The organism is Colwellia sp. BRX10-3 (assembly GCF_014077505.1).
GTDB lineage: Bacteria > Pseudomonadota > Gammaproteobacteria > Enterobacterales > Alteromonadaceae > Cognaticolwellia.
The window spans coordinates 197,646-215,297 of the sequence record NZ_JACGWA010000005.1; the positions used below are offsets into that span (position 1 = coordinate 197,646).

The 17,652-nt window shown below is 38.0% G+C and carries 14 protein-coding genes; 2 read left to right on the forward strand and 12 right to left on the reverse strand.

Annotated features, from left to right (window positions below; genetic code table 11):
- Positions 1-14: 14 nt before the first annotated feature.
- The 9 genes from H4J38_RS10250 to argC all read right to left on the reverse strand — a co-directional run bounded on the left by H4J38_RS10250 (position 15) and on the right by argC (position 11,740).
- A complete protein-coding gene (locus H4J38_RS10250) occupies positions 15-2,174 on the reverse strand; it encodes a polysaccharide biosynthesis tyrosine autokinase (protein WP_182131675.1) in 2,160 nt (719 codons plus the stop codon).
- Positions 2,171-2,680: a polysaccharide biosynthesis/export family protein gene (locus H4J38_RS10255; protein WP_259365481.1), complete on the reverse strand. Its 510-nt coding sequence runs from the start codon at positions 2,678-2,680 to the stop codon at positions 2,171-2,173. The genes H4J38_RS10250 and H4J38_RS10255 overlap by 4 nt, the downstream gene beginning before the upstream one ends.
- A gap of 174 nt (positions 2,681-2,854) precedes the next feature.
- Positions 2,855-4,018: an outer membrane beta-barrel protein gene (locus H4J38_RS10260; RefSeq protein WP_182131677.1), complete on the reverse strand. Its 1,164-nt coding sequence runs from the start codon at positions 4,016-4,018 to the stop codon at positions 2,855-2,857.
- A gap of 219 nt (positions 4,019-4,237) precedes the next feature.
- A complete protein-coding gene (gene argA / locus H4J38_RS10265) occupies positions 4,238-5,545 on the reverse strand; it encodes an amino-acid N-acetyltransferase (RefSeq protein ID WP_182131678.1) in 1,308 nt (435 codons plus the stop codon).
- A 56-nt stretch (positions 5,546-5,601) separates the two neighbouring features.
- Positions 5,602-7,563 carry an argininosuccinate lyase gene (gene argH / locus H4J38_RS10270; RefSeq protein ID WP_182131679.1) on the reverse strand — a complete coding sequence of 654 codons (1,962 nt, stop codon included), beginning with the start codon at positions 7,561-7,563 and terminating at the stop codon, positions 5,602-5,604.
- A gap of 20 nt (positions 7,564-7,583) precedes the next feature.
- Entirely contained in the window at positions 7,584-8,828 is a 1,245-nt protein-coding gene (locus H4J38_RS10275; protein ID WP_182131680.1) for an argininosuccinate synthase, read from the reverse strand.
- Positions 8,829-8,942: 114 nt separating this feature from the next.
- A complete protein-coding gene (locus H4J38_RS10280) occupies positions 8,943-9,857 on the reverse strand; it encodes an ornithine carbamoyltransferase (protein ID WP_182131681.1) in 915 nt (304 codons plus the stop codon).
- 57 nt (positions 9,858-9,914) lie between these two features.
- Positions 9,915-10,703 (reverse strand): acetylglutamate kinase, encoded by a 789-nt coding sequence (argB, locus tag H4J38_RS10285; RefSeq protein WP_182131682.1) that lies wholly within the window; start codon positions 10,701-10,703, stop codon positions 9,915-9,917.
- The gene (gene argC, locus H4J38_RS10290; protein ID WP_182131683.1) at positions 10,700-11,740 is read right to left on the reverse strand and encodes an N-acetyl-gamma-glutamyl-phosphate reductase; all 1,041 of its coding nucleotides are present in this window, start codon (positions 11,738-11,740) and stop codon (positions 10,700-10,702) included. Before argC ends, argB begins: the two co-directional genes overlap by 4 nt.
- Before the next feature lie 314 nt (positions 11,741-12,054).
- On the opposite strand from argC, the gene argE reads away from it, so the two are divergent.
- Positions 12,055-13,215 (forward strand): acetylornithine deacetylase, encoded by a 1,161-nt coding sequence (gene argE / locus H4J38_RS10295; protein ID WP_182131684.1) that lies wholly within the window; start codon positions 12,055-12,057, stop codon positions 13,213-13,215.
- A gap of 120 nt (positions 13,216-13,335) precedes the next feature.
- Here argE and H4J38_RS10300 read toward each other — a convergent pair whose 3' ends face one another.
- Positions 13,336-14,796, reverse strand: a complete 1,461-nt coding sequence (locus H4J38_RS10300; RefSeq protein ID WP_182131685.1) for a hypothetical protein — start codon at positions 14,794-14,796, stop codon at positions 13,336-13,338.
- 259 nt (positions 14,797-15,055) lie between these two features.
- Here H4J38_RS10300 and H4J38_RS10305 point away from each other — a divergent pair, with 259 nt between their 5' ends.
- Entirely contained in the window at positions 15,056-15,247 is a 192-nt protein-coding gene (locus H4J38_RS10305) for a DUF2970 domain-containing protein (protein ID WP_404842609.1), read from the forward strand.
- A gap of 161 nt (positions 15,248-15,408) precedes the next feature.
- On the opposite strand, the gene H4J38_RS10310 is transcribed toward H4J38_RS10305, so the two are convergent.
- Together H4J38_RS10310 and H4J38_RS10315 are read right to left on the reverse strand one after the other, a co-directional pair.
- Complete coding sequence (locus tag H4J38_RS10310) at positions 15,409-16,224, reverse strand: Dam family site-specific DNA-(adenine-N6)-methyltransferase (RefSeq protein ID WP_182131687.1); 816 nt, start codon at positions 16,222-16,224, stop codon at positions 15,409-15,411.
- Positions 16,225-16,302: 78 nt separating this feature from the next.
- On the reverse strand, positions 16,303-17,652 hold the full coding sequence (locus tag H4J38_RS10315; RefSeq protein WP_182131688.1) for an SPOR domain-containing protein: 1,350 nt from the start codon (positions 17,650-17,652) through the stop codon (positions 16,303-16,305).

Here is a 17,652-nt window from a genome sequence, read left to right on the forward strand (position 1 = left end):
TGTATTAGGTATAGTTAACCGCGCTTTCTTGAGGCGAGCTTAATAATATTGCTACGATCGTTATAATATTTATTCTGATATTTATCAGTATCAATATTTTCACTGTGGTTAATCACTACGCCTTCAATAGGTGCATTAACCTGTTTCAGCATTCTAAGACCTGCAGATATTTGTTCTCGCTTGGTCTTATTCCCGTGCACAATATAGATAACGCTATCGACTAATTTAGAGATAATAACCGCATCACTAACGGCATTTACAGGGGGGGTTTCAATAATAATTCGATCGTAAAAATTACCAAACACTTTAATTAGCATATTAAAGCGCTTCATTGATAGAAACGCCAGTGGATTAGCCGGTGTAATGCCAGAAGTCAAAATATCTAACTTGACATTTTTATCCCGAATAATACATTCATTAATTTGATGTGTTTTAGCCAGTAAATTAGAAAGCCCAGGACGATGTTCACTTAAATTCATATTTTTTGCGATAGTTGGATGGCGCATATCAGCTTCAATTAGCAGCACCTTTTCCATCTCACTAAACGAGCGAGCAAGATGAAGTGCAACCGTGGATTTACCTTCATTAGGCACAGAAGAGGTTACAGCAATTATTTTAGGTGGCGTTTTTTCACTGTTAAATAATAAGGCCGTTCGCAAGGTTCGTATGGCTTCGGTAAAACGATTGTCCGTAATGTAGTTATCTTCTTTTCGCTCACGGGTACTCGCCTTAATTTTTGGTAAAACGGCGAGAATAGGTGCTTCATTAAAATTATCCAATTTGCGACGAGAATTTAGCGTATCCATTAATAATTCACGCATGATAATAACAAGAGAAATTAGAAAAATTGAAAGTACAAACGTCAGTGCTATAACCAACACTTTATTCGGTGCAAATTGGCTTTTAGGCACTGTTGCCTTATCAATAAAGCGTACATAAAAATTCGCTTTATAGTTGCCCATGGCATCAGCTTCTTTTAAGCGCACTAAATAGTTATTATAAAGCTCTTTATTGGTATCGACTTCACGGGTTAACTGCGAAAATTTATTTTGTAAGCGACTTAATCGCAGATAATCTTTTTTCGCTATGGCTAGGCGTTGCTTAGTGCCGTCGACCCTTTCAACTGCACTAAAATATTCTTTTTCGATTGAAATAACAATATCGTAAACTTGTTGTATAATACGTTTTTGCAACGACATTAACTCAGCATTAACAGCAATTATTTTAGGATGTTTGGGGCCATAACGCTGCGACAATTCAACCATCTTACGTTCAATTATCTCTTCAGCTCGTCGCAGTTGCATTAATGTAGCGTGACTACTAATTTCATGCAGATCACTTAATTTATCAATGTCACCCGCGTGCTGCTGCATATCTTGATACGAAATGGCCAGGTCATCAGCTAACTTTGCTGCCTTGAGTGATTCAGATGTTAACTCAGTTAATTGAGCTCCAACTAAACCAACAACCCCATGAATATCAACAATGCCCTCAGCTTCTCGATATGTTTGTAGCGACAGCTCAGAACTTTGCAATTTTTTCCCAAGCTCTTCAAGTTGATCAACCAACCACTGCGATGTTGTTTCTTTTGAGGCACTATGTATTTCATCTTGATACTGCAGGTATGTAATACCAACTTGATTAGCTATTTTTTGTGATAGCTGTGCAGAAAAAGACGCGTAGGATATTTTTACTAGCTCGGTACCAGCAATAGGTGTGATACTTAATTTTTTTTGAAATTGGCTAACAACTTCGCTCACTTCTGGAGTAGAGCTTCGTTTGCCTATTTGGGAAAAAACAGCCCACTTTTCGTTATATTTTCCGCTATTAAACTCTTCATGCTGAACAAGATTGAGCTGAGATATCACCCGCTCAGCAAACTTACGCGAACGCAATAATTCAAACTGTGTTTGAATTTGCTCTTTACTCGCGTTTGATTCATTAAAGGCATCATTAATAGATAGGGTATTTGCTGGCTTATTGGTGCCAATTTGTAAAATTGCCGTCGCTCGATATGAGGGTTTAAGTAATGAAAGGTAAAAAGCAGCGAAGAAAGTCATCACTAGTGTAAAAAATACAATTTTCCAACGACGCGACCAAAGCGGCGATAAAATTTCTTTTAAAGCCACTTCTTCGTTTATGGAAGTCAGGTTTTTATTTTCTAATGTATTCAAAAAAAACTTTGCTCAATTTCTATGATATCGTCCGGCAAAATCGCACTGGAAACATTAGCTTCAAATATCGCTTTTTTACCATCCACTAATCTGGTGATATTCCACGACGACTTTGACGCTCTTGCTGCTAACCCACCGGCGATAGCTATGGCTTTATCTAGTGTTAAATCTTCCTGAAAGGGGTAACCGCCGGGGCGCTTAACTTGTCCATGTATAAAAAAAGGTCGGTACATAACTATTGAAACAGTCACTTGAGGATCAATTAAATAATCGCCTCGTAAGCCGTTTGCTATTTTATTTTCTAAAATTTTTGACGATAAACCTACTACCTTAATATCAGATAAAAACGGAAATGAAATAACACCTGACTTATCAACTTTAATATTGGTTGTTAAATCTGCCTCGCCATAAACTGTGATTTGGATCTGATCCCCAGCACCTAATTTATAATCACCTGCTGTTACATGGCCAAGAAAAAACAACAAGAAAAACATCAAAAATCGCATACTTTTCATCCAACTAAGTTACAAATTGTAACATTACCTTCTAGCTAATTACTATTTTTACCCATAACTAACATTTTCATTTAAATCAGCATGTTTAATACAACCAAAATAAACATCTAAACAGTTAAGTAGAATTCATTTCAGTAGGACTTTCTTCAATTAAAAATCCATTAACTAAAGGTTAACTTTGACAGTTAACCCTACTCTATTATGTAAGTAGTCAAACTTATCGGCACTGGCCTCCAATGACTTATAGTGATAATTCAACTGTAAGCTCAATCTGTCACTATACTGGTAATCTAACGTTAGTGTAGAAAATACATAATCTTCTTTTTGAGTATTCTGGGGACTGATAAATTTTTCACTATTAATACCTACTGTGGCTAACACATTCAAATTTTCACTAAAGGCATGTTCAAGATCTATTTGATGGGTTTGAGCTAAACGGTAACTACTAATTAATCGGTAGCTTTCATCAAAGTTACGCTTTGATCGAATATGCACTTGGGTGAAATCAGAAGGACGCCAAATATAATCAAACCGCCACTTAAAGGCATCGTCGTCACTTAATCGGTTATCGTCAAATTTCAGTTGCTGATAACCCACTAAAAAATTAAGCTCACTGATTACCGTGGTATACCACTTAACACCGACTAAACCGGCAAAACTATCTCGGTTAATTATCGGATTGTTTGGGTATTGAGTGTTTTTGTAATCAATATCAAAGGCTAGAAATGTTTTACCTGATAACAAATAATCAAAACTTGATTTAACGTTCAGTATTTCTGTATCTAGTCGGCGGGTATCTGCTCGGCGAGTAGTAAATTCGTTTTCATTATAAGTAACTTCGAAATTTAATTTACCTTGTGATTCTAGTGTGCCGTATTCATAGCCAATACTGGCACCAACATTCTCTTTTTCATCACCCTTAGATAAAGTTTCAGCCTCACCTAAAGATAAGCCCGTGCCTCTATAATTATAGCTATTAAGCCAGAGAGCTGACATATAAAGTCGTTGATTTTGGCTAAACTTAAGTTGATATTTAGGAATAATGGTGAAATCAGTATGATCATCATTATCAAATTTATTGAAAAAGTATGTAGCAAGTTTGGCATCAAAATTAAATGCTGATTGTTGACTTTTTGACGTTAAAGCTAAATCAGACGATAAGCTATAATAAGCCGTACCTTGCTCATTATCAGCTTGATACAGAAAATTATCTATGTAGCCCGCTTCAGAAGCTAAGTTGAACGCGACATTGTTATCTAATTCAGCCAAAACTGAAGTGCTAAATGCGCAATAAATGACACACACAGCGACGAGCCGAGAAAAATTCATATCTCAAATTTGCCTATTTTTATTATTATTATGCGGACGAATAAATTAATCCGATTGGCATTTTAGCCGTTTATAGTACTTAGTATGCACAAAAACAAATTCTATTGAAATCATTTGTTATAATTTTGTTACTGAAATTATACATGGGCTCGCCAGTATTTTATAGGCTAAAAAAAGCAACCGTTGCGGTTGCTTTGATTTCAAGATTAACAAAACTCATTAAATTACTTTAGTAAATGCCTTAGATTTTCGCTGAATATTATACATTTTTTGCTTACCTTCTGGTAAGTTTTCAATAGCTTGTTCGCTGTAACCTTGCTCAATGAACCAGTGAGCACTTACTGTAGTTAAGACAAAAATTGAGCTAAGATTTTTTCTTTTAGCCGCCTGTTCAAGCGCTTGAATAAGACGAATCCCGCGATTACCTCCGCGATAATCTGGATGAATGACTAAACAGGCTATTTCACCTGATTTTGCCTCTAGATATGGATAAAGTGCCGCACAAGCAATGATAACATCTTCTTTTTTAATTACCGTAAAGCGATCTATTTCGATTTCGAGTAACTCACGTGAACGTTTAACAAGTACACCTTCTTCTTCCAATGGTGCTATTAGCTCTAATATACCACCAACATCATCAATACTAGCAGCTGACAGTTGCTCTTGATGGTCTTTGGCAATTAAAGTTCCTGCGCCATCACGGGTAAAAAGCTCTTGTAGCAAAGCACTATCACTGGTGTAACTTACACTATGGCAACGCTCTACGCCCTGCTTACCACATTGAATAATGGCTTTTAATAGTAACTGTTGAACATGATTTTTTTGCTCTGCAAGTAACTGGCTAACAGTCGCCACACCACAACTTCGAATTAACGCGCCTTTTTTATCAAGTAATCCGGCTTGTTCTGTCAGTGTTATTAGCTTATCCGCCTTTAACGCTATCGCTGTTTGTGCCGCCACATCTTCTAACGCTAAATTAAAAACCTCACCCGTTGATGAATAACCAACCGGCGATAGCAATACTATTGAACCAAAATTCAATTGAGTATTAATACCTTCAGCATCAATTCTGCGCACTAACCCGGTATGTTTAAAATCAATACCGTTGCGCACACCTATAGGTTTAGCAATAACAAAATTACCTGTACTGACCCGAATTTGCGAGCCGTGCATAGGGGAGTTCACTAAGCCCATGGTTAACAGCGCTTCGATATGAATTCGCAAAGAACCTGTGGCATCTTTTACTACCGATAAAGTTTCAGCGTCGGTAATACGGACATTATCTTCAATTTGTTGTGGTATTGCGCGAGCAGTTAATCGTTCCTCGATTTGTACGCGCGCGCCATGCACCAAAACTAACTTAACCCCCAAACTTCTTAGCAAGGCAATATCATGAATGATATTAGCAAAATTTGCGTGTTGAATAGCCTCACCACCAAACATAAGCACAAAAGTTTTACCACGATGAGCATTTATATAGGGCGCAGCATTTCTAAACCACTTTACATTGTTTTCATTACTATTCATGACATCTGATCACTAATAACATTACTTATATCAACATTAATCACTAGGCTAAAACGCTACAGTTTTTCTGCACAGCGATTAACAATATATTCCATGGCAACTTCGTCTTCAGGATCCTTATGCGGACTTTGCTCACTGTCTTCTATAATGTTGTCGGCTAAAGAGTTTTTATCAATTAAGTTAAAGCCGAGTTGCTGAAAATAGTTCGGAATATATGTCAGGACAATAATTTTTTGTAGTTGCATTTGGTGAGCAAACTCTAACAAATATTGCACAAGCGCCTGCCCTTGACCTTGACCATGAGCGGTTTTATCAATCACCAATGTACGAATTTCTGCGAGGCCTGTTTGGTAAATATAAAGTGACGCACAACCGACAACCACACCCTCAACCTCAGCAACAACGAAGTTTTGCACAGCGTGAATAATATTATCGCGACTACGTGGCAGTATTTCCCCGCGTTCGGCCCAGTAATCGACTAAAGCCGAGATACTGTCAATATCTGACATTCTTGCTCTACGTACCGACATAGCGGCTGCACGCTGGGCATTTAGACGTTGTTTAACTTGTTTTAAGGTTAAGTTAATTTGTGTTTTACTCGGTGCCCCTAAAACTTGCGTATTCAAGGTATCTTGATTGTCAGATAAAAGATTACCTGACTGTACTTCTGCTAACGCTTTCTCAACTTGCTGGCGAGACGTGCCACCTATTGCGCCGCGCTTATCTAAGCATGATTCAATCGATAAATGTTGGTAAACATCTTGCTCGATTCTGTCACTAAACTTTTGTAGTTCCGCAATGGTGAAGTCTTCCAACGCGTGTCCTGCATCGATAGCCGCTAACACAACTTCACCGACAATATGATGCGCTTCACGAAAGGGAATATCTTTACTCACAAGGTAGTCAGCGAGCTCAGTAGAATTTGCATAACCTTGTTGAGCTGCTGCTAACGTGCGCGCACGGTTAACTGTTAAGCCTTCTGCAACTAATACTGCCATTTGCATACATTCTTGCCATGTATCAAGGGCGTCAAATAAACCTTCTTTGTCTTCTTGCATGTCTTTATTATAGGCAAGAGGTAAGGCTTTCATGGTCATCATCATACCGGTCAATGAACCCATCACTCGGCCAGCTTTACCACGTAATAGTTCACAAGCGTCTGGGTTTTTCTTTTGTGGCATTAATGACGAGCCTGAGCTAACTAAATCGCTCATTTCAACAAAACCGGCTTCACCTGAATTATAAAAAACCAAGTCTTCAGCAAAACGCGATAAATGCATCATGCTAATACTTGCCGTCGATAATAATTCAATCACATGATCACGGTCTGAAACTGCATCTAAGCTGTTGAGTGTTGCGCTGCGAAAACCAAGATTATGGGCCAGTTGCTCACGATCAATAGGGTATGCCGTACCTGCTAATGCTCCAGAGCCTAATGGTGAAGTGTCGGCACGATATAAAGCGTCTTTTAGACGACCGATATCACGGTTAAACATTTCAACATAAGCCAAACACCAATGACCAAAAGTTATTGGTTGCGCTCTTTGCAAATGGGTATAGCCTGGCAACACGGTATTACGTTCACGTTCAGCAAGATCTAACATTGCCTGTTGCAAGTTTACCAAAGCATAAAGTAAATCACTGCCAGTTTCTTTGCACCAAAGTTTTAAGTCTGTGGCAACTTGGTCATTACGGCTGCGACCTGTGTGTAACTTCTTACCTAAATCACCGGTTTTTTCAATTAGGTTAATTTCTACCCAACTGTGAATATCTTCAGCATCCGACGCTAAAATTTGCTTCGGGTTTTCTTCAACTGAAGCTTTTAGCTCTAATAATGCTGCTTTTAATTCTTTAAATTCTGCTTGGCTTAACACATCAACCGTAGTTAATGCTTCAGCCCAGGCAATTGACCCAACAATGTCTTGCACCGCCATACGATAATCAACAGGTAAAGAGTCATTAAACTTTTTAAACTGTACACTAGCTTGCTCTTTAAACCGTCCGCCCCATAATGCCATGGCTAAATTCCTCTACCTTTTTATTTCTTTTTAGTCAGTACTGAGTCTGCCTGTTTAAGTGCCGTTATTCTACTTGATAAGCTGAACAATCTAATAAAACCTTCTGCATGTTTTTGGTCATAAACATCGTCAGCACCAAAGGTAGCAAATTCTTCTGAATATAAGCTGTTTGGCGAACGACGTTGGGTCACTTGCGCCATACCTTTAAAGAGTTTAACCACAACATCACCGGTAACTTTCTCGGCGAATGACGCTGCTGAAGCCAGTTGCGCCTTTGCAAGCGGCGTAAACCAACGACCGTCATAGATTACGTGTGAAAATTCATGACCAACAGATTCACGATATTTTAAAGACTCTTTATCTAAAATTAATGATTCTAGACCCTTATATGCTGCCATTAGCACAGTACCACCTGGGGTTTCATAACAACCACGCGACTTCATGCCTACTAAACGGTTTTCAACAATATCGATACGACCAACACCATGTGCAGCCGCTTTTTCGTTTAAATACATCAATGATTGATAGGCCGACATTGGTTTACCATCAACAGCAACTAATTCGCCTGCTTCAAAGCTCAACATCACTTTGGCCGCTTCATCTGGTGCATCCATTGGATCTACGGTCATAGTCCACACTTCTTTTGAAGGCTCACACCAAGGGTCTTCTAGCTCACCACCTTCATGCGATATATGCCAAGCATTTGCGTCACGGCTATAAATTTTAGTTAATGATGCCGCACAAGGGATGTTACGCTCAGCTAAATAATCTAGTAAGTCTTCACGCGAAACCATATCCCACTCACGCCAAGGAGCAATAACGGTTAATTGCGGTGCTAAGGCGGCAAAACATGCTTCAAAACGCACTTGATCGTTACCTTTACCGGTACAACCGTGACAAACCGCATCAGCACCTACTTTTAAGGCAATTTCGATATGGGCTTTGGCAATCACTGGACGCGCCATTGACGTACCTAACAAATATTGTCCTTCATAAACCGCACCAGTTTTGATAATAGGGTAAATGTAGTCTTTAACGTATTCTTCTTTTAAGTCAACTACATAGCACTCTGAAGCACCGGATGCGATCGCTTTTTCTTTAATACCAATAAGTTCTTCTTCACCTTGGCCAACATCAGCACAAAATGCCACCACTTCACAGCCATCATAATTCTCTTTTAACCAAGGAATGATTGCTGAGGTGTCTAAACCACCTGAATACGCTAATACTACTTTTTTAATGTCTTTTTTTGCTGCTAATGCCATGATTTAATTCCTTCACAATTTTTATCATCAGTCTAGCCAACTTCAAGGAATTGGCTAGGTTGAAAGGTATTTTTAAAATTTAAATTGATTGTTCTGTTGAAGTACAACAGCATATTAATCCGCTAATATACTAACTAATACCGCATTTTGTGCCCACATACGGTTTTCAGCTGACTGAAACGCCACTGACATTTCGCTATCAAACAACTCGGTGGTAATTTCTTCTTCGAGGTGTGCTGGTTGGCAATGCATAACGATACTTGCTCCAGTTTTGGCCATCAGTTTATGATTCACCTGATATGGCTTAAAGGTCGTTAAAACATCAGTAACATTGGTGTTATCACCCATTGATATCCAAGTGTCCGTGTAGAGTGCATCTTGTGGTCCTAATGCTGTTATATCAGTGGTTAATAACAGTTTGGATCCTGAATCTTGGCTATACTTCAACGCTTTGTTAAACATTTTATCTTCAGGACCATAACCTTCTGGACAGACTAAAGTAAAATCAACGCCCACGATTGCCGCCATCAGCATTAATGAGTTAGAGACATTATTAGCATCACCAATATAAGCAAGCTTTACGGTTGAAAGATCAGAGAAGTTTTCCGCAAGAGTAACAAAATCAGCCAATGCTTGGCATGGGTGATACTTGTCACAAAGTGCATTGATCACAGGTATGCTGCCATGCTGTGCTAATTGTTCTATCGAACTGTTATTAAAAACACGAGCGACAATAGCATCGGCATAACACGACAGGTTTTTAGCATAATCGCTAACCCGCTCGCGTTCACCCAATTTACCATTTTGTTGGCCTAAATAGAGCGCATGACCACCGAGTTTTTTAATGCCAATATCAAAACTAACATGAGTTCTTAACGAAGGTTTTTCGAAGATCATCGCAACAGACTTACCCGCTAAAACCTGATTGTACTTTTCAGGTTGCTGTTTAATGTCACGTGCTAAAGTAATTAAATCGAGTATTTGTTTTTTATTTAGCTGATCATCAGCTAAGAAATGTTCTAAATTCATTAAAATTTTATCCTGGACGAAAACGAGTTAACAACGAGTATAAGTAATATATGTTTATCAAATACTGGGCTGTATACGAGTACCAATATTGGCACCGTTGAGCAAATCGATAATTTGCTCGGGCGATTGCCAACTAGCAACCGCGATGCTTCGTCGCAACTTATTCGCCGCTTGTAATGCTGCGTTAACTTTAGCTGTCATGCCTCCGGCAATAACACCACTATTAATAAGTGCTTCTGCTTGCTCACCATTAAGTGAACTAAGATACTCACCGGTTGCGCCTTTAACGCCATTAACATCGGTTAGTAGCAACAAGTCAGCATTAAGTAACTGACATATAACTACCGCGGCATCATCAGCATTTACATTGACTAAGTCACCATTTTCCAATGCTCCAATAGATGAAACAATTGGTAAAAAATTTGCACTTAATAGCGTATCTAATAGCGCGCTACTATAGGGTTTTGGTACACCCACTTGACCTAATCCTAATGGGCTTAATTGACATTGCACCATTTGACCATCGGTAAGCGATAAGCCAACGGCTGGTAATTTTAAACTTGCCGCACTCGCAACAATCGCTTTATTAACATTTCCGGCAAGTGCACCACTAATAATTGGCATTTGCGCTTTCGGTGTTACCCGTAAACCATGTTTTTTCTCGGTAACAAATCCAGCTTGGGCAAGCATTTCATCAACCACACAACCACCGCCATGCACAATCACCACAGGTTGATCTTTTAAACTGGCAATTACGGTTAACAATGCTGTTAAGGCTGAGGTATTACCTTGATTATAGCCATCTAAAATAGCACCGCCAATTTTGATCACAACAGGCTTTTTCATAACCAGCTCCCAGGTGTTAATAAGCTATATTCGCTGGGTAAACCCAAGCTAATATTAGCGCATTGTATTGCTTGCGATGCCGCACCTTTTAAAAGATTGTCAATGGCACAACTCACAACTACAACATGTTTATTTTCATCAACTAGCCAATGCACATCAGCAAATGGCGTATGGGCAACATTGTCAATTTTAGGCCAAGACTTCACTATTCTCACAAGAGGTGTATCTTGGTATGCTTGCGTAAAGACATCGTCAACTTGTTGACTAGTCACGTCTGCTTTCAACTGTAATGTTATTGTAACTAATAGCCCACGTTTATAAGGAGCTAAATGCGGATTAAATATCACCTCAGCATTAGCTTCTTGACTAATTTCTGGCTGATGTCTGTGTTGTAAAATATTGTAGGGAGTTAGGCTAACTTCACAAAAGCTTGTCGCTAATGAGGCCTTACGACCAGCACCAGTGACACCACTGATACCATTGACAACAATTAGCGAGTTTTCTTGATGAAGCGCATTACTGGTGATGGGTTTTAACGCCAATAAACTTGCTGTGGGATAACAGCCAGGTACAGCAATTAAATTACTGGTAGCAATTTTTGCAGCTTGCCATTCGGCTAAACCATATTGAGCCTGTTGCAGAGCGTTTAACGAGTGATGTTCAAAACCATAATGAACAGGATATTGCTTGGCGTCTTTTAAACGAAAGCCACCAGACAAGTCGAACACTTTAATATTATGGTCAATAAAGGCTTGTGCCCATTGCGCACTAAATTCATGAGGGGTAGCAAAAAATACCGCATCGATACTATGTTCAGATGATCTAATATGTTGATCAAACCATTGCTGAGAAAAAGAATGCAGGGGTACAGCACAAATCCCCTGCCAGCGAGCATGTAATTCCGCAAAAGTTTTACCACTAGAAGTACTATTTTCAGACACTAACAAGTGTTGAATTGATATTTTGTTATGCTGTGTTAATAAACCAATTAACTCAGCACCGACATAACCACTTGCACCAATAACTACGACGTTCATTTACTTACCATTATGTTTACGATTAGAAATTACAATGGGTATTGTTATCAACACGTAAAATTTGCAATTCTATTCAACTTTGACTAATTATTTTCTAGCGATTATTACCAAAAATATGGCGTTATCTAGAAAATCATGATTTCCAAGACCTAATATTTACTCTATCGTCGTCGTTTAGTCGAATTGATTACAAACATTTTCATAGTGTGGTTAAATTAGGCTATTTACATTGTTAAGTTAAAGTATCATCATATAACTAATTATGCAATTAAAAAGCATAACTACCCATGAAATAAATTTAGGTTTTAAATATAATGAAAAAGCTAAACAAGAATCTACCCAACTTTACCCAAGCCATTAGCCAATTAATAGCACAGCCAAGTATCAGTTCATCACAAGCTAGCTGGGATCAAAGTAATGAGGGCGTGATAAATTTACTCTCTGCTTGGTTTGAAACATTGGGCTTTGCTATTACTATTCAAGCGGTGCCGAACGTTAAAGGTAAGTTTAATATGTTAGCGAAATTAGGCACTGGCTCAGGTGGTTTATTACTTGCGGGCCATAGCGACACAGTACCTTTTGATGAAAATCGCTGGTTATCTGATCCATTAAAAATTACCGATATCGATAATAAGCTGTTTGGCTTAGGTAGCTGTGACATGAAAGGCTTTTTTGCTTTTATTTTACAAGTTTGTCAACAGCTAGATTTTGCCTCAATAAAGAGGCCGTTATACGTTTTAGCCACTGCTGATGAAGAAACTACTATGGCTGGTGCGAGATTCTTTGCTAACAGTGAAATAATAAAACCTGACGTTGCGATTATAGGCGAGCCGACAAATTTAGTGCCTGTGGTAATGCACAAAGGTCACATGTCTCATAAAATCAGCATTAAAGGTCAAGCTGGACATTCAAGCAAGCCTGCCAGTGGCGTCAATGCTATTGAAATTATGTATCAAGTAATTAGCGAATTATTCAAGCTCAGGGACAATCTCAACCTGAATTTTCAAAATGAAGCTTTTGACGTTCAAACACCAACAATAAATTTAGGTGCCATTAGAGGTGGCGACAATGCCAATAGAATTTGTGGCCATTGTGAGTTAGATATTGATATGCGATCTTTACCGGGTATGAAAGACGAAGAGCTGGTTTCATGGTTATCAAAGGCGTTGCAGCCAATAGCAGAAAAATATCCTGGACGGCTATCAATAAGTGAACTTGACCCTAGCTCACCGAGTTTTCAGCAGACACCTGAAAGTGAGTTAGTGCTGACCGCTGAAAAACTTTCTGGTCATCACTGTTGTGCTGTAAATTACGCTACAGAAGCACCTTTTATTCAACAATTAGGTTGCCAAACTATCGTTATGGGACCCGGCTCTATCGATCAGGCTCATCAACCTAATGAATATTTAGCTCATAGTGAAATTACCAAAACTGAGGTGTTACTCACTAAACTCGTTCATCATTATTGCTTTTAATTCTTGCGCTATATACAACTATAAAATGGATTGGTGCATAAAATTAAACTTACTCTACTATTTATGCTCTGTTGGTTTGTACTCTAGGTGTTTTACTCTGATATTTTTTCCTGGTGTTAGTTAGCTGATACGATTCCAGAGTTTTTGGTTAGTTTTTTTGATGAAATATTCTTCAGGCTGCCAACAACGCGGCAATAAATCAAGTTCTTTTCGTTCAAGATAGTTTGATGATAGCAAGGCTAGTATCTCATTCAGCCTCTCTTTATTAATACTGGAAAACTCTTTCGCCGTTTCCACAAAATACAAATTATTGCTTTTTTTAATGATCAAATCATGACCATGACCAATGAATGTTAACTGTCTTGTTGCTATACGACATTTGGGCTCATTCGGCTTATCAGGATAAAACTGGGTTACTATCGCATATTCGTAACGAACATCCTGTTCAACATCATGAGGAATATAAATAACCCCAAATCCTTGCGGAAAGTCGCCAGTAATTTGATATAAAGTGTCGACAACGCTGCGACTGCAATTGCCGCGTTCAGCGTTCAGATATAAGGCTTGATAAACTTTCGGTAATAATTTGTAGTTGTAATTGTCTTTAGTTGATAAAACAATTGAAGTATATATTTGTGGTACTTTTAATATATTGCCAACCCCTAATTTAGGCTGAACACTACACATTAGCAACTGTTTAGAAAAGCGTAACTTATTGGTTTCTTTGGCATTAAAAACGTCTCGTTCAATTTTAGAATTACCCAAATAGTTTACAGCCCCAATGCCATTGATAAGATACTTAATGGTTTCACGATAATTAATTTGTAACAGTGCTTTACGTTCTTCAATTTGTAATGTGCGAAAAACGTCTTGCTTGCCGTCAGTGCCGTGCATAATTTTCTGTGCATCAGGATGATAATTGCCAATGTCTTGTAATATTGCAGCCATTAATAAAGGCACTTTCACATGATCGACGAATTGATCATAAGCCGCTTTGTTTTCACTACGTAATTCATTAAAATCAAAATCGGCTATATCAGCTAATTCTTGCGCCAAGTAGACCTCAGATATAAGTTTTTTTAAGCAGATTTGATCCAACAACCTTAAAGCGAGCACGCCTCTGTACAGTGGCTTACTTCGCTCGTTTGCTACAGCAACCTTATTTCCTTCTGTTGGCGATAATAGTTGAATAGTACCTAATAGCTCTGCAGATTTTCGATTAGTTTCAGCACGACTCTCGCCTTCACAAAGCTCAATTATATCTCGACATATCTGCTGTAAATGATCCGCACGTTCATTGCGCTCTAAACGTAACTCTTGCGAGTAATCACTTTGCTCTCGTTCGAAGTTAAAAAGTTTAATTTTACTTTTACTTTTACTTTTATCACTGTCAATTTCTCCTAATTTAGCAATATCATTATTAAGTTTATCTAGTTTACGTTGTGAGAATTGCTCTAGATCGTAAAATGCAATAGCCCTTTCTAAGACAGAATCTTTTAAAGCACTGCGACCATAAATTTTATTTAATAAAATTTTGACCTTAGCTGTAAACTTAGTATCGCCAATTAAATGTTTCGACATGTATTCCGTTCATATAAATAATGCTGATAAAGTGCAATTGTTCAATCATAGCTTGATTCCTCAATCACAATATTTAACTGTCCTCAATAATACTTAACATTAATCAAATTAATTAAAATATCAATACTTAAGTGGTTAATTAAGCGAAACTTTACAAAATTTAGTTAAATTAGCAGCACTTGATCGGTGCTGCGCATTAGCACATACTGATTAAAACTGCTGTGATAAAAATTTGCCATACTGGCAATTAAGGATAATGATGGCCTCAAGCAACTTTAAAGAAACACTTAAAAGCGTTGGTGCAGCATTTTTTGGTGTGCAAAGTGATAAAAATAGAGAACGCGATTTTACCCAAGGTAAATTTAGTCATTTCATTATTGCGGGGGTAATTGCCGTGGTGCTATTTATAGGCTCGTTAATTGCTATTGTAAGCTTTGTGCTACCAAGCTGATATTTATCAAACTCAGTTCACCTAACATGTTGAGTGAGCATCATTAGATAGCATTTCAACAGGATGGACTTGTCTCATTACTCACTATCGCCATATAACTTCCCAAATAAATTTAAACTGACTTAGTAAGTTAAGAAGGGCTTATTTGAGTAGAATAATAGTTAATAAAGCGCGAGTAGTTCAGAGACTTTATTACGTTTATTACCTTTTTGACTAATCGTTCGAGACACTTCTATTGAGTGATGTTTTTTCGCATGCTCATATATTTTTCGCGTCCAGATAGTATCGTGATTACTGATCAATACTGATATGTTTCGTTTTTTGGTTACTTCTTCTGCCGCATTTGCTAAATCTGCTTGTTCATCCAAACCAAAGCCGTTACCTGAATAACTGGTAAAACTCGCCGTTTTGCTTAACGGCACGTAAGGTGGATCGCAATAAATGACATCCCCTGATTTTGCATGAGCAAAGGTTTGTCGATAACCGTCACAAATAAATACCGCTTTTTCGGCTTTTTCTGCGAAGTAGATTAGCTCTGCTTCAGGAAAGTAAGGACGTTTGTATTGGCCAAAAGGGACATTATAACCGCCAGATTTATTGTATCGACATAAACCATTATAACCATGACGATTCATGTAGAGAAAAACTAGGGATCTAAAATATGGGTCTGAACTGGCATTAAACTCTTTTCGCAGCTGATAATAAACTTCTGCTTGATTATTTTCTGGTGAAAAAAATCGACGAGCATCTTGGATAAACCTAGCGGGGGTGCGTTGCACAATACGGTATAAATTAACGAGATCTTGATTAATATCACTGAGTAAATATTCATCATAATCGCTATTTAGAAACACTGAACCGGCACCAACAAAAGGTTCAATCAGGCGATTTCCTTTTGGCAGCATAGAATTTATGACATCGCTTAGAGCGTATTTACCACCCGCCCATTTTAAAAACGCTCGATGTTTTTTCTTCATGGCACCTACAAACTCTAAAATTTAACAACAGATGTCTACATCTGAAAAGTAAGCGGGGATTGTATCCTGAATCAACCTTTATTGGGAGTGCAGAAATGCATTGATTTCGTCATTAATTACCCTAACAGGCTTTATCCATGGTTGACGTGCTAATAACGATTTTGGCAAAAGCGATAAGGCAGATTGTGCTGTTGATTTATCGGCATATACCGAACTAGTAATAACAATTAATGGTTTATTATTTAATAAGCGCTGATATACCTGGTGATCAATAGTTGATAAGGTATCTAAAAATGTTTTTGGCAATTTCAAATCACGAAAAGCCGCTAGTTGTATGACATAGCCAGCATTATTCGCGTAGTAGTCATTATCTACTGTTAATTGATTAGTCAGCTTACTCTGCTCTGCACTAGTTTTCATGTTTAGCAGACTTGTTGAAGTTTTTAGTACTGCATCAACAGCCTGAGCATTAGCGTTATTCACAGTTGTTATCGCAGACATAATATCGCTAGGCAAAGCCGGTAACGTTTCCACTTTAATTGATACAACCGGTAATGGATTTATTAACGATGAGTATATTTCGCTGGGTATAGCCGCAATATTAGTGCTATTGATTACTGTTATTGAATCTGACATCTGAGCAAAAGTTTCACCGTCACTTGATAAAACCATGGTTTGCGGTTTAGCTAAAGCTTTGGTTAATGACACTTCTTCATGGTTGTTCGCGATTATTACTTTAGAAAAGTTGAAACTATCTATTTGAAATAAGTTAATAATTCCAGCACCTAGGCCAAGTAACAGAACTAATACACTAATTTGCCATTTATTCTGCTTGATAAAATTCCATTTCGGCTGACTGTTTTTAAATATAACTGACGAGGTCGATAGAAGTTGTCCTGACTGCGCCGATAATAATGTCAGCTTATTTTCAAATAAGCTTTTATTCGTAGCGACATTTTTTCCAGCTTGTGCCGAACCAAACATCACGATGTTAACGACCAGATTAGCTTTTTTTGCAATAGCCGCTAATTGTGATAACTCATGTAACAACTGCAAAGATAAATGCTGAGCACTCTCGAGTACAATACTAATAGCCTGCTTTGATTTCTTAGATAAATTGATCACACTTACCGCTAATGAAATTTCAGGATCAAATAATTCTCCAGTGTATAACTGTTCAATAATTCGGCAACGAATTTGGATATTATTAAATTGTGGAGATAGTGAAATATAGGCAGCGTTATGCTGTTCAGGTAGACCGGCTAGAAACTGACTTGAAATAGGGGCACTTTGCTCTACGTTTTCATCAATAACCAAAATGGCTTGTTTAGAAAAACGTAGAATATAGTCTATGCGTGCTTGTGCACTAATTTTAGTGACACTGGTGTTATCGTTTGATATGCCAATATTTTGCTTTAACGCCGACAT